This window comes from Pseudomonas migulae, from assembly GCF_024169315.1.
Taxonomy (GTDB): domain Bacteria; phylum Pseudomonadota; class Gammaproteobacteria; order Pseudomonadales; family Pseudomonadaceae; genus Aquipseudomonas; species Aquipseudomonas migulae_B.
Window position 1 is genome coordinate 1294265 of sequence record NZ_JALJWR010000001.1, and the last position, 19495, is coordinate 1313759.

Below are 19495 nucleotides of genomic sequence, written 5' to 3' on the forward strand. Positions count from 1 at the left end.
GGTCATGAAAACTGAAATACCAATGACGGATGTGTCCCCCGCTGAAGGAGTCAGCCCGCGTCAAACCACGTTTCGCCTCGGTCGCGCACTGGACACCGGCCTGCGCTGGCTGACCGAAGGCAGCGCAGCGTTGCTGGTGGTGATCGAAGTCACGCTGCTGTTCTGCAATGTGTTCTCTCGCTACGTGCTCAACCAGCCGATCGTCTGGGGTGATGAACTGGCGTCGCTGCTGTTCCTGTGGCTGGCGATGCTCGGTTCGGTGGTGGCGATGCGGCGCGGCGAGCACATGCGCCTCACCTCGTTCATCGGGCGGTTGCCCGTGGAAAAACGCGCCTTTGTCGACACCTTGGGCGCGGTGATCGTCATCACCTTTATCGGCCTGCTGTTCACCCCGGCGTGGGAGTACGTCAGCGATGAGTGGATCATCACCACCGCCGCCCTGGAAATCCCCAACGCCTTTCGCGTGTCCGCTATCGCCGTCGGCCTGAGCCTGATGCTGATGACCTGCGTCGCGCGGTTACTGACCAGTGCACGGTTGATCGACTTCTCGGTGTCGGTGGCGATGCTCGCCTCCCTCGGCGCGCTGTTGTGGGTGGCCGAAGGCTGGATGCTGCTGATGGGCAACTGGAACCTGGTGATCTTCTTCATGATCGGCGTGATGGCGATGATCGTCATCGGCGTACCAATCATGGTCGCGTTCGGCCTGGCGACGGTGGCGTATCTGTCGACCATGACCAGCACGCCGCTGACCCTGGTGATCGGGCGGATGGACGAAGGTATGGCGAGCCTGATCCTGCTGGCCATCCCGCTGTTCGTGTTTTTGGGGGCGCTGATCGAAGCCATGGGCATGGCCCGGGCGATGATTCGCTTCCTGTGCTCGTTGATTGGTCACGTGCGCGGCGGTTTGTCGTATGTGCTGATCGGTGCGATCTACCTGATCTCGGGCATTTCCGGTTCGAAAGCTGCGGATATGGCTGCCATCGCCCCGGCGCTGTTTCCGGAAATGAAGAAACGCGGCGAGGATGAAAACGAACTGGTGGCGATGCTCAATGCCTCTGGGGCGATGTCGGAAACCATTCCGCCCAGCCTGGTGCTGATCACCATCGGTTCGGTGACTGGCGTATCGATCTCCGCACTGTTTACCGGCGGTTTCATGCCGGCCGTGGTGGGAGCGATTGCCATGGCCGCAGTGATCTGGTGGAAGAACCGCAAAGGCGAGGTCACCACCGGCAAACGCGCCTCCGGCAAGGAAATCGGCCACTCACTGCTGGTCGCGATCCCTGCGCTGGCCCTGCCCTTCGTGATCCGCACCGCCGTGGTTGAAGGCGTCGCCACCGCGACCGAAGTCGCTGCCATCGGCGTCGCTTACACCTTCATCGTCGGTTTGCTGTGCTATCGCTGCTTCGACTGGCGCCGGCTGTACCCGATCCTGGTCAGCACCGCGTCGTTGTCCGGCGCGATCCTGATCATCATCGGCAGCGCCACCGCCATGGCCTGGGCATTGACCCAATCAGGCTTCTCCCACCAGTTGGCGCAAGTGATGGCGACGGTGCCGGGTGGCGCAATGGGCTTCCTGATCATCTCCGCCGTGGCGTTCATCCTGCTCGGCAGTTTTCTGGAAGGCATCCCGGCCATCGTGCTGTTCGGACCGCTGCTGTTCCCGATTGCCAAGGCCTTGGGCATCAATGACGTGCATTACGCCATGGTCGCGATCTTCGCCATGGGCCTGGGCTTGTTCGCCCCGCCGTTTGGCGTGGGTTTCTACGCCGCGTGCGCCATTGCCAAGGTCGACCCCAGCGGCGCCATGCGCCGGGTCTGGCCGTATCTCGGGGCGCTGGTCGTAGCGCTCGGGGTATTGATTGCCGTGCCGTGGATTTCCATCGGTTTCCTGCCCAACGCCTGAATCACTTTTTGACTGTCAGCACTCAAACACGAGGTTTCTCATGAATTTTTCCACGCTCGAAGCCGGCACCGCCACCGAACGTCGACTGCTCGTCGACCAGCCACGCACCATCTCGTTTCTCGGCGAGGACCTGCGCATCTACGCCACGCCACGCCTGGTCGACGACATCGAACAGACCTGCCTCGATTACCTGCTCACCTTCCTCGATGACGGCGAAAACACCGTGGGTGCGGCGGTGGATATCCGCCACGTCGGCGCCACGCTGCTGGGCATGTCGGTCAGCATCGTCGCGACGGTCACCCGCATCGAAGGTCGTAGCGTCACCTTCAACGTCGAAGTGCGCGATGACGTCGAGCTGGTCGCCACGGCGGCGCATACCCGGGTGGTGGTGAACGTCGCCAAACTGCGCAGCCGCGTGCAGGCCAAAGCCGAGGCCGCCGCCGCTGGCGAAGTCGAAGACGGCGTGCTCAGCCCTTCCCAATTCTCCGCGTCGCGCTGAAAAAGGGTCGAGTCATGATCACGCTGCACGAACGCAACGGTTTGCCGAACCTTGCCGCCGAGGATGCGCTGCCGGTTGTCGATGCTCACCATCATCTGTGGGACCTCGGCAACGGTCGCTATCCGTGGCTGCAGGACGAATACCACGAGGAGTTTTTCCTCGGCGACTATCACAGCCTGCGCGGTGATTTCCTGCCGGAACAGTTCCTGGCCCTGACCGCAAAGCAACGGTTGGTGGGCACCGTGCATGTCGAGGCCGAACGTGCGCGTGACGAGCAAGTCGCCGAGACACGCTGGCTGGAACAGGTGAACGCCCGTTACGGCTTCCCGAATGCCATCGTCGCCCACGCTTGGTTCGATCGCGAAGACAGCGCGCAGATTCTCGCCGAGCAAGCCGCCCGCCCGTTGGTCAAAGGCATACGTTCGAAACCGGTGACCTCGGCTTCACCGGACGTTTCGATTGCCGGGGCCAAGGGCACGATGCAGGACCCGAAATGGCTGGAAGGATTTTCCCGGCTGGCTGACCACGATCTGTCTTGGGACCTGCGGGTGCCACCGTGGCATCTGGTCGAAGCGGCCGAAGTCGCGGCGATGTTTCCGCGGATCCGCATCGCGCTCAATCACACCGGTTTTGCCTGGGATCGCAGCCCGGCCGGCATGGCGCGCTGGCGCAAAGGCCTGGAAGCGCTCGCCTTGCAGCCCAACGTGCACATCAAGCTGTCGGAGTTCGGGCTGAAGGATTCACCCTGGAACTACGACGATAACCGCGTGGTGGTCCTGACCGCCCTGGAGATTTTCGGCCCCGAACGCTGCATGTTCGCCAGCAACTTTCCGGTTGCCGGTTTGCGCGCCTCCTACGACACGATTGCCGACGGCATGGCCGCAATGCTCGCGCCCATGGGGCGCGCCGTGCAGGAAGCGGTGTTCGCCGGCAACGCTCGGCGCTTTTATCGTCTGGAGGCGCCCCATGGATAACCTGTCCGCCATCGATTGGCGCGCGCGTTTTCTCGCCAGTGGCGATGACGCGGACTTGCCCATCGTCGACGCGCATCAACACTATTTCGACATCGAAACCCATTACTACCCGTGGTTGAACGACCGCCCGCTGCGACCGTTTCGGTATGGCGATTACTCGTCGATCTGCCGCAACTTCCTGCCGGCGGACTATCGCCGGCTGGCCGGAAATCATCGGGTTGTGCAGACGGTGGTCATCGAAGGTGAATGGGACCCGACGACGCCGTTCGAGGAAGTGACGTTCGTCGAGTCGCTGGCGCGCACCGAACCCACCCTGGGCGCGATGGTCGCGCAGGCCTGGCTGGATCGTGAAGACGCCTTCGATCTGCTGCGCCTGTACGGCGATCACCCGCTGGTGCGCGGCATACGCCACAAGCCAACGGTGACTAGCCGTGAGGCCTGGCGTGAAGATTTCGCCGAGCCGGGCTCCATGCGCGATCCGCGCTGGCGCGAGGGCTACGCCCGACTGGCGGAAAACGGCCTGCACTTCGAGTTGCAGGCGCCGTGGTGGCATCTGCCGGAAGCCGCCGAACTGGCCCGGGATTTCCCCGAGGTGACCATCGTGGTCAATCACACCGCGCTACCGGCAGATCGTTCGGAAGAAGGCCTGGCCGGTTGGCGTAAAAACCTCGCGCTGCTGGCACAAGAGCCCAACGTCGCCCTGAAGATTTCCGGCATCTGCATTCCCGGCCAGGCATGGCCGGTCGAGGCGAATCGCGGGGTGGTGAACGACGCGATTTCGATCTTCGACGTCAGCCGCTGCGCGTTTGCCAGCAATTACCCGGTCGATGGCGTGGTGAACAGCCTCAGCGAAGTGTTCGACGGTTTCAAAAGCATCGTCAGGGAACGTTCCCTTAGCGATCGACTGGCCCTGTTTCATGACAACGCCCGGCGCCTCTACCGCCTCGCTTGACCCGATTTGAACAGCTCATCAGGAGTCCAACATGTTTGAAGTTTCAGGCCACAACTACATCGCCGGCGCACGCTCGGCACAGGGCACGACCACCTTGCAAAGCCACGACGCCAGCACCGGCGAAGCGCTGCCGTATCGCTTCCATCAGGCGACCACTGAGGAAGTGAATGCGGCTGCACAAGCTGCGGCCACGGCGTACCCGACCTTTCGCAACCTGTCGGCCGCGCGCCGCGCCGGGTTTCTCGATGCCATCGCCGCAGAGCTGGACGCGCTGGATGAATCGTTCATCGCCCTCGTGTGCCGGGAAACAGCCCTGCCCGCCGGGCGCATTCAAGGTGAACGGGCACGCACCAGCGGCCAGATGCGCCTGTTCGCCACGATGCTGCGCCGGGGTGACTTCTACGGCGCACGCATCGACCGTGCCCTGCCGGACCGCCAACCGCTGCCCCGTCCCGATCTGCGTCAGTACCGCACCGGGCTCGGTCTGGTCGCGGTGTTCGGTGCCAGCAACTTTCCGCTGGCCTTCTCCACCGCCGGCGGTGACACCGCTTCCGCCCTCGCCGCCGGTTGCCCGGTGGTATTCAAGGCCCACAGCGGACACATGGCGACCGCCGATTACGTGGCCGACGCAATCACTCGCGCCGCCCGAAAAACCGGCATGCCCGAGGGCGTGTTCAGCCTGCTTTACGGCAGCATCGGTGAAGCGCTGGTCAAGCACCCGGCCATCCAGGCGGTCGGCTTCACCGGTTCGTTGCGCGGCGGCCGCGCCTTGTGTGACATGGCCGCGGCGCGTCCTCAGCCGATCCCGGTGTTCGCCGAGATGAGCAGCATCAACCCGGTGTTGCTGATGCCCGAAGCCCTCAAGGCTCGTGGTGAAAAAATCGCCGCCGAGCTGAGCGCTTCCGTGGTGTTGGGCGCGGGTCAGTTCTGCACCAATCCCGGTTTGGTGCTGGGCATTCGCTCGCCGGAGTTCACGGCGTTTCTTGAACGCTTCGCCGGATTGATGAGCGAGCAACCGGCGCAAACGATGCTCAACGCCGGCGCACTGAAAAGCTACTGCCATGGTCTGGATAACCTGCGCGCCCATCCCGGCATCACGCACCTGGCCGGCACCGAGCAACAGGGCAATCAGGCACGGCCGCAACTGTTCAAGGCCGACGCCCGCCTGTTGATCAATGGCGATGAATTGCTTCAGGAAGAAGTGTTCGGCCCGACCACCCTCGTGGTGGAAGTCGCTGACCACGCCGAGTTGATCCAGGCATTGCACGGTTTGCGCGGTCAGTTGACTGCCACGCTGATGGTCGAAGAGACGGATCTCACCACGCTGGGCGAGGTGCTGGCCCTGCTGGAACAGAAAGTCGGACGCGTGCTGTTCAACGGCTATCCCACCGGCGTGGAAGTCTGCGACGCCATGGTGCACGGCGGCCCCTACCCGGCCACCTCGGATGCGCGCGGCACCTCGGTCGGGACGTTGGCGATCGATCGCTTCCTGCGGCCGGTGTGTTTCCAGAACTGTCCCGACAGCCTGCTGCCGGACGCCCTGAAAAACAGCAACCCGCTGGGTATCGCCCGACTGGTTGACGGCACCAGCAGCCGCGACGCGCTGTAAGTCACCCGGCTTCAACTGACACCCACTGATAGCCACACCTTCCGCGCCTGTTGAACAACAGGCGTCGGATTCGCTCGTCCCGAAAACCGCTGCACCCACACAACAACAAAAACAGAGGAAGTCTCATGCACGTTCAACGTCACCCGAAACACCGCTTGTGCCAACTGATGCTGGCCATGACCGCTGCCGTGATGATCACCACGGCCGGCATTCAACTGGCCGTTGCCGACACCACTTCCACCGCGACGACAGCGCCCATGCAATGTGCCACTGAAACCACACCGCGCTACACCAAAACCCCCACCGGTTACCTCATGGTGCTGCGCATGGGCGACAACGCGTTCAAGGAACTGACCAAACTGGCGATCGCCGAGAAGATCCCCAGCGCGTCCATCACGGGTATCGGTTTCGGCAACGTCAAGTTTGGTTTCTGGAACAAGGACAAAAAGGACTTCGACGCGAAAATCCTGAACAGCGTCGAGATGGCGAGCATCACCGGTTCCGTCGCCTGGAAAAACGATCAGCCTTCGATCCATATGCACGGCGTCGCCGGTGACGCCACGTTCCAGGCCTACGGCGGCCACATCCTCGACTTCGAAGTCACCACAGGTTCGATGGAAATCACCGTGATCGTCCATCAGCGTCGCCTGGAACGCGGGATCGATCCCTGCATCGGCGCCAACGTGCTGGGTATCTGATTCACGCCTCACGCTCCCGCCTGTCACGGCGGGAGCCACCCTCCCGATTCAAATTACAAAAATAAATAGGGGCGTTTTACATGAGCAACAAGAACACGGCTGTAACCCTGGCGCTGGGCGCCATTGCACTCAGCACCCAGGCGCACGCCGACTTCCTGAGTGACAGCAAAGCTACGTTGGGGATGAGGAATTTCTACTTCAACAACGACAACCGCGACGGCCCGGCCGCCCCGTCGAAAACCGAAGAATGGGCGCAGGGTTTCATGCTCGACTACAGGTCGGGCTATACCGACGGCGCCGTCGGTTTTGGTGTCGACGCCCTGGGCCTGATGGGGATCACGCTGGACAGCGGCAAAGGACGCCACGTCGGCAGCAGCATGATTCCTTCGGACAGCGACAACAGCGCGGTCGACGAGTGGAGCCGGTTGGGGCTGACCGGCAAGGTCAAAGTCTCGAAAACCGAACTGCGCCTGGGCACGCTGATGCCGAAGCTGCCGATCCTGGTGGCCAACGACGGCCGCCTGCTGCCGCAGACCTTCGAAGGCGGGCAGATCACCTCGAGTGAGTTCAAGGACCTGACCCTCACCGGCGGCCGCATCGAACACGCGACTGGCAGGGGTTCAAGCGATCAGACCGGGCTCGCGGCTACGGGCGGCACCCGTGAAAGCAATGCGTTCGACTTCGCCGGTGGCGACTGGAAAATCACCAAGGACCTGACCGCCCAGTATTACTACGCCAACCTCGACGACTACTACACCCAGCAGTTTTTCGGCCTGATGCACACGCTGACGATCTCGGACAATCAGTCGCTGAAAACCGACCTGCGTTACTTCAAGACCGATTCGTCCGGCGCAAACAGCTCGGGCACTTCGGGCTACCGAATCAGCGGCTACACCGAAGGCGCCGATGGCGAAATCGACAACCGGACCTGGAGCGCCGCACTGATTTACACCGCCGGCGCCCATGCCATCACCGCCGGCTACCAAAGCGTTTCCAGCGGCAGCAACTTCACCCAGCTCAGCCAGGGCAACCTGCCGGACAAAGGTGCCGGTGGCGCGAGTCTTTACCTGTACACCGACCGCCTGATCCAGACCTTCACCCGCGCAGGTGAACGCACCGCTTTCGGCCAGTATGCGTATGACTTTGCGGGGTTGGGCGTGCCCGGTTTGAAGGCGTCGGTCATCTACCTGAGCGGCGACAACATCAAGACCGTCACTGGCGACACGCAAAAGGAATGGGAACGGGATATCGGCCTGGATTACGCGATTCAGTCCGGTGCGCTGAAGGGCGTCGGGTTTGGCTGGCGCAACGGCAAGTCCAACAGTGAAGCGAGCCGAAACCAGGACCAGAATCGCCTGATCGTCAGCTACAGCATTCCGTTGCTTTAACCACGAGTGCTCGGAGGCTATGGCGGACAATCCCGACGTAGCCTCCGATGCTTGATCTCAATCCCTGAATGGCGTCAGCTGCTGGTTCAACGAACCCGCCTGATCGCGCACTTGCAGTGACTGATCAAGCAGGCCATCTCAAAGGTTGCCGTGAAAGATTCTGCCTATCGACGCGTAACACTCCACCTATTAGCTGACTTCCCGACTCGGGTCTAACCTTAGTCTGCGCTGGCGTCATAAGCCGGCCGGATTAGCGCTGGAAAGGAGACAGGAATGAGCCCGAAGCTTGACTAGGCCGCCCGTGGATCACCGCGCAGGCAACCTGATTGCCGCTGTTCAGAATTCCCGTGTGGTCACCACAATCAGTTGATCCAACTGCTGGCCCTGCAGCCTGTGTCTTGATCTCGCTCGTCGCTATTTAACGCCCGCTCCGGGCCCGATAGCCGGATGAACACGACCAAAAGGTAGCTCGCACATGGCAAATGAATCGAAATGCCCGTTCAATCACGCCGCCGGCGGTGGCACGACCAACCGCGATTGGTGGCCGAATCAACTGAATCTGAAGATCCTGCACCAGCACTCGTCCCTGTCTGACCCCATGGACGAAGGCTTCGACTACGCCGAAGCGTTCAAAAAACTCGACTTTGGGGCGGTCAAGCGAGACCTGACCGCATTGATGACCGATTCGCAAGACTGGTGGCCGGCAGACTTCGGTCACTATGGCCCGCTGTTCATTCGCATGGCCTGGCACGCCGCCGGCACGTACCGTACTGGTGACGGGCGTGGCGGTGCCGGTTCCGGTCAACAGCGCTTCGCCCCGCTCAACAGCTGGCCGGATAACGTCAGCCTCGACAAGGCGCGCCGGCTGCTGTGGCCGATCAAGCAAAAGTATGGCAACAACATCTCCTGGGCCGACCTGATCGTCCTGACCGGCAACGTCGCGCTGGAATCCATGGGCTTCAAGACCTTCGGTTTTTCCGGCGGCCGTGCCGACGTCTGGGAACCGGACGAGGACGTTTACTGGGGTTCGGAAAACAAATGGCTGGGCGGCGACACCCGCTACGACAAAGGGCAAAAACCCGTACAGGCACCCGGCGATGTTCCACTCGTGGCCGAGCCCGGTAGAAATGAAGACAGCCGTACGGATGAAGGGCGCAATCTGGAAAACCCACTGGCCGCCGTGCAGATGGGCCTGATCTATGTGAACCCGGAAGGTCCGGAGGGCAATCCCGACCCCGTCGCGTCTGCCCTGGACATCCGTGAAACCTTTGGCCGCATGGCGATGAACGACGAAGAAACCGTGGCGCTGATCGCCGGCGGCCATGCCTTCGGTAAAACCCATGGCGCCGGGCCTGCCGACAATGTGGGCGCCGAGCCGGAAGCGGCCGGACTTGAACAACAGGGCTTCGGCTGGAAAAACAACTTCGGCACCGGCAAAGGCCCGGACACCATCACCAGCGGACTGGAAGTGACCTGGACCACCACGCCCACCCGGTGGAGCAACAACTACCTGGAAAACCTGTTCGGCTTCGAGTGGGAACTGAGCAAAAGCCCGGCCGGCGCGAACCAGTGGGTCGCCAAAAACGGCGCGGGCGCCGGGACCATTCCGGATGCACACGACCCGTCGAAACGGCGCAACCCCACCATGCTGACCTCGGACCTGGCCCTGCGCTTCGACCCGATCTATGAGCCGATTGCCCGGCGCTTCCTGGAGAACCCGGATCAATTGAGCGACGCCTTCGCCCGCGCCTGGTTCAAGCTGATCCACCGCGACATGGGTCCCCTCTCCCGCTACCTCGGGCCGGAAATGCCCAGCGAAGAACTGCTGTGGCAAGACCCGATCCCGGACGTCGACCATGAACTGGTCAACGACAGCGACGTGGCCGCGCTCAAGAGCAAAATCCTCGCCTCGGGCCTGAGCGTTTCGCAGCTGGTCTCCACGGCCTGGGCGGCGGCTTCGACCTTCCGTGGCTCCGACAAACGCGGCGGTGCCAACGGCGGTCGCCTGCGCCTGGAACCGCAGAAGTCCTGGCAAGCCAACCAGCCTGAGCAACTGGCGAACGTGCTGGCGAAACTCGAAAGCATCAAGAACGAGTTCAACACCGGCGGCAAGAAAGTCTCGCTGGCGGACCTGATCGTGCTGGCCGGCAACGTCGGTGTCGAACAAGCCGCAAAAAATGCCGGTCACAGCGTAACGGTGCCGTTCACACCGGGGCGTGCTGACGCCTCACAAGAACAGACCGACGTGGAATCCTTCGGCTTCCTCGAACCCATCGCCGACGGTTTCCGCAATTACCTCAAAACCCGCTACCGCGTACCGGCCGAGCATCTGCTGATCGACAAGGCGCAACTACTGACCCTCACTGCGCCGGAAATGACCGCGCTGATCGGCGGCCTGCGAGTGTTGAACACCAATGTCGGACAAACGAAGCATGGCGTCTTCACCCAGCAGAAGGAGGCGTTGACCAACGACTTCTTCAAGAACCTGCTGGACATGGGCGTGGAATGGAAACCGACGTCCGAGGCTAACGAGGAGTTTGAGGGGCGCGATCGCAAAACCGGTGAGGTGAAATGGACCGGCACGCGGGTCGATCTGGTCTTCGGCTCGAATGCGCAGTTGCGCGCGCTGGCTGAGGTCTATGCCAGCAGCGATTCGAAGGAGAAGTTTGTGAAGGACTTTGTGGCAGCTTGGACGAAGGTGATGAATCTGGATCGGTTTGATCTGAAATAAGACAACGGACTCTAAATGCCTAAACAAACGCCCCGACTTGTTCGGGGCGTTTTTCTTTCTCATATCTGACGTCTAGTTCCTACATTCGCTCTAAGTGATATTCCGAGCTATTCCGCTGATACAAGATGACACGATTTGTGATTTGAATTGGAGTCACACGAAGTTATAGAAACAAACTGTTTTCACGTTGAGACATGGTTTTCTTCAGGTTTCTGGAGCCGCCGAACTGATTAGTCCTCGCCAGGGAAGCGCGTAGGAAACGTTTCACGGGCGCATTGAAAAAATGTCCCGTGAATTTTTTTGTGTCCAGTAAGGAGTTTTAACCATGGCACTAATAAGTGATGCGACACACCGCGGATCGAGATCAAAACGCTGGTTAGGCTTAAGCGTGCTGATGCTGCCAGTGTTGCTGGTGACCGTTGACAATACGGTACTTGGATTCGCGTTACCAAAGATCGCCGAGGCCCTGCGTCCGAGTGCTAGCCAGCAGTTGTGGATGATTGATGCCTATTCGCTGGTGCTGGCGGGATTGCTGGTCTCGATGGGTAGCCTGGGAGATCGAATTGGTCATCGTAAGTTGTTGCTAGCCGGTTCCATGGGTTTTGCCATTGTGTCGGTGCTAACCGCGTATTCCGATTCCGCCGTGCAACTGATTGTGGGGCGAGCTTGTATGGGTATTTTCGGTGCGATGCTGATGCCCTCGACGTTGGCGTTGATACGCTCGGTGTTCGAGGATCGAGAAGAACGCAGACTAGCAGTCGCGATCTGGGCTACGACGTTGACGGTCGGCTCGGCACTCGGTCCTTTGGTGGGTGGGGTGTTGCTGGAATTCTTCAGTTGGGGATCGATTTTCCTGTTGGCGGTACCTGTGTTGGTGCCACTGCTGGTATTAGGGCCATTGTTGTTGCCCGAATCCGAGCGAGATGCTTCGGGACCGTTGGAACCGATAAGCATCCTGCAATCGATGGTAGCCCTTGGTGCCATTGTTTATGGCATTAAACACAGCGCCAGTAATGGTGTTGACTGGATAACGCTGACAACACTTGCAGCAGGCGCAGTGGCGGGTTGGGTGTTTGTGCATCGGCAGTTGCGTCTGCCAGTGCCGCTCATGGATCTGAGCTTATTTCGCAACGGCACCTTCAGCGGTTCAGTGCTGATTAATCTGATGAGTCTCTCATTCCTCATCGGCTTCGTATTCTTTACCACTCAGTTCCTGCAGATCGTTCTTCAGATGTCGCCCTTGGGTGCCAGCCTCGCGTTGGTCCCAGGTCAGATCATGGCGATTGTAGTAGGCATGGCGGTCGTGCCTGTTGCACAGCGATTACAGGTGCATGTGCTGATACCGATTTTGATGGCGTTTGCTGGCGCAGCGTTTTTGCTGGTCGCCACCATGGGCAGTAGCCTTTCCGTTCTAGTGGTGGCTTTTGCCTTGCTGAACATTGGCGTAGGTGCGATCGCGACGGTGTCCAATGATGTGATTTTGTCCGCCGCACCACCGGCAAGTGCAGGTGCCGCGTCAGCCATTAGCGAAACGGCCTATGAAGTGGGTGTGGTTTTAGGGACGACCGTACTTGGCGGGCTTGTCACTGCCTACTATCGCAGTGCATTGCAGCTGCCGGAGTTTCTGAACGAAGTGCAGACCGTGCTGGCGAGTGAGACGTTATCGGGGGCGCACAATGTGGCCGCAGATTTGTCGAGCGCCCAGGCGGGAGAGCTGATGGCGCAGGCGGCATGGGCATTCGAAGGCGGTATCGGTTTGGTTTCGTGGGTCACTTTCGGTTTGGCATCTATGGCGATATTGATAGCCTGGCGCTCTTTGCGGATACCCACGAACCAGCTTGCGAACGGGCATTGATCAAAACCCGAAATCTGATCGGGCTGAAAACTGCAACGCCTCCCAAGTGGAGGCGTTGTGCTTTTTGCCGACTGGCAAAACGGACTAAGTGGGAGAGATCGTCGCCAGGGCACCGATCAAAAGGGTTAACAGCAGAAAACCACCCAGGAAAAGGGACATCTTGGCCATGGAGCCTCCTACGGAATGAGAATGCGGTGCAAGGGCTACTGCGAATGCGGACCGTGCTGTCATTGTGAGGCGCAGGCCTGATGCGTAACAGATGCAGATCACGCAGAAAAATACGGATCAGATCACCTGTCCTGTCAACGCCCTGCCGGGATTGCTGCTGCTGGGGATCCTTTGATCGAAAGATGGCGCTTGCGACGTTTCCGTCAGCAGTTGGTCCACCACTTGCGAAAGTGCAGCCTGAACATCGTCCCCACTGCCCAAGGCTCGCCGGTAAACACCAAGTTGTCGCTGCGCACTGGTGCCTTCACGAAGCATTTGCCTGATGTGAGCAAAAACCGATTCTGCGCCCAATGTTCGCGCCGCATCGCCCAATATCTGTTCAGCCATGAACAGCCACTGCTCCATGGAGAACGGCCGGTCGTAGCCTTCAATAATGAACGACGCCCCAGTTCCGTGGCGTTTCGCCCGCCAGCGGTTTTCCTTGAGAACCCATTGCGATGTTTGCGAATACGCAGAACCGGGACGTGGTTGATCCATGGCATACGCCACCACCAGCCGAAAGAACGAGGCGATGCACAACGCTTCATCCAGACGTGGACAGGCATCCGTCATCCGCAACTCCAGGGTCGGATACTTCACCGCCGGCCGCAAACCCCACCAGACATCGCCAGCCTGCCGAATCGTCCCGGTACGGGTCAGCAGTGCAACGTAAGCGTCATAGGCGGATTGATCCTCAAGGAACTCCGGAATGCCCATCCGCGGCCATTCATCACAAGCCGTTTGCCGGTAACTCGCGAAGCCGCTGTCGGCGCCATCCCAAAACGGTGAAGAGCAGCTCAAGGCCAGCAAAAACGGCAGCCACGGCAAGACTTCGTTCATCACGTGGATACGGTCCAGATGCCTCGGCACCTCAACATGCACGTGCAGACCGGACAGCAGACTGCGCCGGGCTACACGCTGGAAGTCTTCGAACAGTTGAAGAAAATGATCCTGCTCGGTGGCCTGTTGCAGACGCCAGTCCGCCAACGGATGGCTGCCGACACTGAGTAGTCCCAGGCCATAAGGATTGAGCGCATTTCCCAAGGTTTGGCGAACGTTAGCCAGGTACTCCGCTGCTTGTGCAACGTCGGTAAATATCGGCGACGCGACTTCGACCTGCCCTTTAAACATCTCATAGGCAAAGCACGGGCCCAACTCAGCCTTGCACGCCTCAATTGCTGCGCCGGGCGGATCCTCCGACATGCGGCGGGTGCGCAGGTCAGTGATGAAGTATTCCTCTTCAATGCCGAAGTTCAGGTGTGGGTTCATCAGGGCCCCTCCCGGCGTGCGCAAAACGGACTAGATCATCGGCGAGCTGCTGACGACGCGCAGTGCCAACCCTTCATAGGCATCGAGCGTGATGGTGAACTCGCCTTCGGGCGTGAGATCGCCTTCGACCCGTTCATTGATGATATCGACCACCGGCCCCGGCGCAATATTGGGCAGGTGCAGGGTTTCGGTGATCGCTGTCGAGCCGAAGTTCAGCGCGGTGATCTGGGTGCCTTTGCCGGCCGGCAGCTCGTGGACCATGATCAGCAACCCCGGATGCTCGACATCCGGGACCAGGATCTGGCGACTGGCGGCAATGTCGTAGGCACGGCGCGCCGCCAGGATTCGCTTCAGTTGCGAGGCAAACGAGTCATGGTCTTTCAGTTGACTGGGCAGGCTGCCATACAGGGTTTTCGGGCGCGGCATCTGACCTTCCGACAGCTCCGCTTCCGGATTGAGATCAACGAGATCGTAGGCGCCGCGATGAATCCAGCGCGTGTCGCCGTCGAGCATCAGATGCGCGACCTGCTCTGCCGGCAATGGCAGTGCGCCGACGAGGTCCCAACCCGATAACGCGAACACGCCCGGTTGCATCGCGTTGTACATCACCAGCAGCAAATGAATCTGGCGGATCTGCTGGATATCCGCCGAGGTAATGGCATCGAGGTCGCGAATCCCCAGCGCTGCCGTGATGATGCTGGCGGTGGTGCAGGACACGCCGTTGGTGACGAATTTCAGGTTATACGGCGCGTGTTCGCCGGCCAGGCGTTCGTACATCTGCTCGCGAATGTGCTCGCGCAAAATATTGCCGGGGAAGGTCTGGCCCTGATAGAGGAAGGTGTCATGGGCGTGCAGCGTCCAGAAATGCACCAGTTCGAGGGTCAGTTCGTCGTGGTTTTGCAAGGCGTGGATCAGCGAGCCCGGATCGATGCCCAAGGTGTGCATCTGACGCAGCATCAAACGCAGGAATTCGGTATCGCCCATCAGCAACGCATGCTGGTAAGCGGGTCGGGTGATGAAGTCATAGGAAAGATCGGCCCCGCCGTGGGACATGGCGGCGATGTCATCAACGGTCAGGTTCAGTTCCTGAAAACTGAAACCGCCCGCCTTGCGAATCGCACCGGCCAACAACTGGTTACCGGTGATCGACAACGGATGGCTTTCCGACCAGGCGGTGCCATCGAGCTTGCGTTCGACGCCGAGAAAGCCGTTGGCGTCCAGACGCAGGATTTTCGCCCCCATCACGTCGATGGCGTGCAGCGCGTCGCCGATGATCATCTGCTGCGCGGCGAAGGTCGGGTCCAGCCAGTTCAGCGACGGTTGCCCCTCCTTGAAGTAATGCAGGTAAACCCAGCGTCGCGGCTTGCCGTCGACCCCGATCACGATCGACGTCGCGCTCCAGTCGGTTTCCTTGACCCCTGGCTCGAAGAAGATCACCCGCTGCAACTGGCCGACGATGTAATGCTTGTCACGCAGCACATCGACCTGCTGCGGACTGAGGTTCTGCGCGTCGCGGCCCTCGAGAACATCGGGCAGCAGCGGCCAGTCTTCCTCGCGGATCTCCACCATGTGGTAGAGCCCCGGGTAGTCTTCATAGGCCATCTCGGCCAGGCGAAAGTCCGCGCCTTTGCCGGTGTGCGAAGGAATGACGTCGTCGATGATGACCGCGTTGTGCGCGGCGGCCATGCGCGTCAGCGCCTGAAGCTGGGCCTCGGTGCCCAACTGCGGATCGATGTCGAAACTGATGCGATCGAAGTTGCCGTCGATGGTGGGCGTGTGCTGGGTGCCCGAAAGGCCGCCGGACCTTTTCAGCGGGCCATTGTGGATGCCCTGGATACCGATTCTCGACAAGGCGTGCCATAAGGTTTCGTCCCCCAGGGCTTCCAGCACCGTGCCATTTTCACGGGTGACAATCGACGCCGGGTACGCGGTGAACCACACCGAAGCGAGGGCCGAGGCGTCACGGGGCCGGGTATGCGCATAGGGCTGTTGCCACAACCGGCCTTGCCCCGAGTAGAGCCTGGCCCGTTGTCTTGCGGCCTGCAGCATCGATTGTTCGACCAGCCAGTCCACATGGTTTTTCTCAGCTGCCGTCATGGAAACAATCACCCCTCGTCATGAAAAAATGGCATCCGCCCTTCTGCACCAAAGGCACCGCTCGTTTTCATATGAGGCCATGACGTGGCATTCGTTGCATCGTGCTGCGTTATGACGACCCGGGGTGCACCTGGCAACGCGCACCCAGCGCATCGATCTGCGGGCGGCCGAAGAGATAACCCTGCCCCCACTCGCTACCGCAGGCAGTGGCGAGGGCGCGATCGGCTTCGGATTCAATCCCCTCGATGATCACGCACGGCGCCAGGGTTTTGCACAGTTGCACCAGATGGCCCAGGGTCTGCGCGCTGTTGGTTTCCAGGCGTGCGCGCTGGAGGTAACCCTGATCGATCTTGACGATATCGGGTCGGGTTTGCCGAATGAATTCCAGCGTGCCCAACCCTGCGCCGAAATCATCGATGGCCACTCGGCAGCCCAGTTCACGCAGGCACAACACGAATTCAATCGCCGCCGAGGTGCTTGGGGGTGTGGCGCTTTCGGTCACTTCGATCACCAGTCGCGCGGCCACCGAAGGCGCATCGCGCAATTGCATGAGTATCGGTTGCCAGAAGTGGTCGACGATGGCGCTTTGCGCAGAGATGTTGCAGCCCAGTCGCAGGTGTTCGTTTTGCAGCAGGCTTTCAATCACGCCCTGCACCACGCTGCGATCGAGCTCACGCATCATTTGATGTTTTTCCAGCATGGAGAACGGATAGACCCCTTCGCCCCGCGCATCGACATGTCGCAACAGCCCTTCCTGGTACAGCACCCGACTGCTGTCGGGCAACCAGACCACCGGCTGAAACGCCAACACCAACTTGCCCTGCGCCAATTCGTTGTAGAAATCTTTGACTCTGTGCATGTCACATCCGTAGACAAAGCGGCGTCCTGCCGCCGGGTGAATTGGGCGACGCCACGCGGCGCTCCACCAACTGCAGCGTTGACTGCCGGCCATGATCGACGCTCCCAAACCGGTCAGGAAGTGTTCCCGGGTACCTTTCGCTTGTCCTTGGAAACGTGTCGGTTGTGTTAATCGACTGTGACCATTTGTTTATTGCGATCATGCGCCGGCTTGCGCGACATCAATTAGCCATCACGCCGGGAAGAATCATGCACAGAATGACCAGCACCGGTTTTCGGGTGCTCGCCGACGTCTTGACCGACGCCGGCGCCAACGTAGAAGCCTTGCTCAAAGAGTTCGACAGCAGCCATGAGGAGGTCTGGGCAAACCCCGATGGCGTCAGACTGGAGCTGGTCTACAAGGTGATGGCAGAAGCGGAAAAAAGAACCGGCAACCCGGACATTGGTTTGCTGGCTTACGCCCGCGCGCACCCGGCGAACCTGGAGGTGCTGGGTTACGCCGTGATGTCTTGCGCCACGCTAAGCTCCGCGCTGCATCGGCTGGTGGAGTATCAGTCGTTGATCTGCAATGGCTTCTATATGTGCCTGGACCAGGAACCGACGGCGCTGAAACTGATCGGCTTCGACATCAGCGCCCAGCCGTCGCTGACACCCCGCGCCTTCATCGATGCGGGCGCCGCGCAAACCGTGGGACTGGTGCACTGGCTGCTGCCCAAACGCAAACCTCAGCCCGTGGCAGCGACATTCACTTACCCAAAGCCTGCGGACACTACCCGGCTGGAGCGTTTGCTCGGCCGCAACCTGTCATTCGACGCGGCTTACAACAGCCTGACTTTCAGCATCGACGACTGCTCGATTGCCTTGCCGACCGCTGACCCGGCCCTGGACGTTCTGCATGTTGAATACGCCCGCACTCGCCTGAAACAGCTGCTCAACGGCTCGATGACCGAACGTGTTCGACGGGTATTGTCCGAGCGCCTGGCCCAAGGCGTGCCCAGTGACCTGAACAGAATTGCCCAGGCGGTCGGCGTGAGTGCGCGTAGCCTGCAACGGCGCTTGAGCAACGAAGGCATGCACTTCTCGGCGCTGCAGGATGAAGCGCGATTGAGGCTCGCGCACAGCTTCCTGCGCAACTCGGCGCGCAGTGTGAAGTACATCGGCGCGCTGCTGGGTTTTCGCGATCAGAGCAGCTTTCACAAAGCCTGCATCCGCTGGTTCGGCATGACGCCCGGGCGTTATCGGGGAGAGTCCTGATTCCCTGTCGGCCTACTCGGACACCGCCACCTGATTCCGCCCGCGCGCCTTGGCCCGATACAACGCCTTGTCTGCGTTGTTCATCAAACTGTGCAGGTCGTGATCCTCGGCATTCATTGACGCGACACCGACGCTGGCCGAGATGCGGTGAACCGGTCCGGACATCAGGCCGGCGATCGAATGGATGAGTTCCTCGGCAATGTTCTGTGCGACCTCGATCGAGGTGTCCGGCAGCAGCACGGCGAACTCCTCCCCGCCCAATCGACCGTGAACGTCGGTTTCGCGAAAGGAGCGGCTGATGACCGCTCCCATTTGCCGCAGCACCTGATCCCCGACCTGATGCCCGTAGGTGTCGTTGATGTGCTTGAAGTGATCCATGTCCAGCATCACGGCACACAGCGGCAAGTGGTTGTCCTTGCAGTGGCCATACAGCTGCTGGGCGTGTTCGAAAAAAGCCCGGCGGTTTTTCAGGCCGGTGAGTTCGTCGGTCTGCGCGGCGCGCGTGGAAACACTGTGCGCGTGCTCTATTTCACGGGTTAAACGAAAGGCGGTTTCCAGTGCGTCGGACAGGCTGCGCGTCGCGCTGAATACAAATGAGGCGAACACCAACACCGCCGCCCCCATGCCGACTTGCAGGGACGAGGGTTGAAACAGCAGCCAGATCGTACAGGGGAACAACACCAGGGAAATGGACACCACCGTCATGTAGCGATAGGCGGAGTAACAGGACACGGCGCTGACAGACATCCCGACGCAAAATAGCAGGACCAGCGCCTGGGCCAACAAATCATCGGTCGGAATCGCCGCGAGTGCACCGGAGCCCCAGATACCGGCGGACAACATCAGCGTGACCCAATACGTGCGCTCCCAGCGTTGCGGGGTGCGCTCACTGGTCGCACAGCGAAAATAGGCAATGAACATCGAAATCCGCAACAGCGACGAGGCCGCCAGCAGTGCGATCCACCACGTAATGACCGTGTGATCAAAACGCTCCCAGCACAGCCAGCACAGCATCAGCACCGCGAGGAAACTGCCAAATACCGCTGAAACCGACTGGCGGAACAGCTGGTGCAGTCGGTCCGTGTGCACCTGCCTTGCGATTAAATCTTCCGTTTCGTACCGCAATCCAAGGCCATCCATTTCATCCGCCTGATCATAATGCTGCGACGAATGCAATTGTGGCACATTGCTTACGGCTACT

At 60.5% G+C, this 19495-nt stretch carries 14 protein-coding genes; 10 read left to right on the forward strand and 4 right to left on the reverse strand.

The genetic code is table 11. The features are described from left to right. The first annotated feature begins 4 nt into the window (after positions 1 to 4). The 9 genes from J2Y86_RS05875 to J2Y86_RS05915 all read left to right on the forward strand — a co-directional run bounded on the left by J2Y86_RS05875 (position 5) and on the right by J2Y86_RS05915 (position 12609). Positions 5 to 1903, forward strand: a complete 1899-nt coding sequence (locus tag J2Y86_RS05875) for a TRAP transporter large permease (protein WP_253428784.1) — start codon at positions 5 to 7, stop codon at positions 1901 to 1903. Between the two features lie 40 nt (positions 1904 to 1943). Beyond that, on the forward strand, positions 1944 to 2402 hold the full coding sequence (locus J2Y86_RS05880; protein WP_253428785.1) for a thioesterase family protein: 459 nt from the start codon (positions 1944 to 1946) through the stop codon (positions 2400 to 2402). A gap of 14 nt (positions 2403 to 2416) precedes the next feature. Further along, positions 2417 to 3376, forward strand: a complete 960-nt coding sequence (locus tag J2Y86_RS05885; protein ID WP_253428786.1) for an amidohydrolase family protein — start codon at positions 2417 to 2419, stop codon at positions 3374 to 3376. Further along, the gene (locus J2Y86_RS05890) at positions 3369 to 4328 is read left to right on the forward strand and encodes an amidohydrolase family protein (RefSeq protein ID WP_253428787.1); all 960 of its coding nucleotides are present in this window, start codon (positions 3369 to 3371) and stop codon (positions 4326 to 4328) included. Before J2Y86_RS05885 ends, J2Y86_RS05890 begins: the two co-directional genes overlap by 8 nt. A 31-nt stretch (positions 4329 to 4359) precedes the next feature. Next, positions 4360 to 5937 (forward strand): aldehyde dehydrogenase (NADP(+)), encoded by a 1578-nt coding sequence (locus tag J2Y86_RS05895; protein ID WP_253428788.1) that lies wholly within the window; start codon positions 4360 to 4362, stop codon positions 5935 to 5937. 125 nt (positions 5938 to 6062) lie between these two features. After that, a complete protein-coding gene (locus J2Y86_RS05900) occupies positions 6063 to 6635 on the forward strand; it encodes a PPC domain-containing DNA-binding protein (protein WP_253428789.1) in 573 nt (190 codons plus the stop codon). A gap of 80 nt (positions 6636 to 6715) precedes the next feature. Continuing rightward, positions 6716 to 8023, forward strand: a complete 1308-nt coding sequence (locus J2Y86_RS05905) for an OprD family porin (RefSeq protein WP_253428790.1) — start codon at positions 6716 to 6718, stop codon at positions 8021 to 8023. A gap of 475 nt (positions 8024 to 8498) precedes the next feature. Continuing rightward, positions 8499 to 10754, forward strand: coding sequence for a catalase/peroxidase HPI (katG, locus tag J2Y86_RS05910; RefSeq protein ID WP_253428791.1), 2256 nt, complete (start codon positions 8499 to 8501; stop codon positions 10752 to 10754). 325 nt (positions 10755 to 11079) lie between these two features. Beyond that, positions 11080 to 12609: an MFS transporter gene (locus tag J2Y86_RS05915; RefSeq protein WP_253428792.1), complete on the forward strand. Its 1530-nt coding sequence runs from the start codon at positions 11080 to 11082 to the stop codon at positions 12607 to 12609. 285 nt (positions 12610 to 12894) lie between these two features. Here the strand turns inward: J2Y86_RS05915 and J2Y86_RS05920 are convergent, their stop codons facing one another. The 3 genes from J2Y86_RS05920 to J2Y86_RS05930 form a co-directional block, all read right to left on the reverse strand. Continuing rightward, positions 12895 to 14085 (reverse strand): carboxylate-amine ligase, encoded by a 1191-nt coding sequence (locus tag J2Y86_RS05920; protein WP_253428793.1) that lies wholly within the window; start codon positions 14083 to 14085, stop codon positions 12895 to 12897. Positions 14086 to 14115: 30 nt separating this feature from the next. Further along, on the reverse strand, positions 14116 to 16182 hold the full coding sequence (gene treS / locus J2Y86_RS05925; protein ID WP_253428794.1) for a maltose alpha-D-glucosyltransferase: 2067 nt from the start codon (positions 16180 to 16182) through the stop codon (positions 14116 to 14118). A gap of 109 nt (positions 16183 to 16291) precedes the next feature. After that, the gene (locus tag J2Y86_RS05930) at positions 16292 to 17041 is read right to left on the reverse strand and encodes an EAL domain-containing protein (protein ID WP_253428795.1); all 750 of its coding nucleotides are present in this window, start codon (positions 17039 to 17041) and stop codon (positions 16292 to 16294) included. Between the two features lie 248 nt (positions 17042 to 17289). Here J2Y86_RS05930 and J2Y86_RS05935 point away from each other — a divergent pair, with 248 nt between their 5' ends. Continuing rightward, a complete protein-coding gene (locus J2Y86_RS05935) occupies positions 17290 to 18294 on the forward strand; it encodes an AraC family transcriptional regulator (RefSeq protein WP_253428796.1) in 1005 nt (334 codons plus the stop codon). Positions 18295 to 18306: 12 nt separating this feature from the next. Here the strand turns inward: J2Y86_RS05935 and J2Y86_RS05940 are convergent, their stop codons facing one another. Further along, positions 18307 to 19434: a GGDEF domain-containing protein gene (locus J2Y86_RS05940; RefSeq protein ID WP_253428797.1), complete on the reverse strand. Its 1128-nt coding sequence runs from the start codon at positions 19432 to 19434 to the stop codon at positions 18307 to 18309. Between the last annotated feature and the right edge of the window lie 61 nt (positions 19435 to 19495).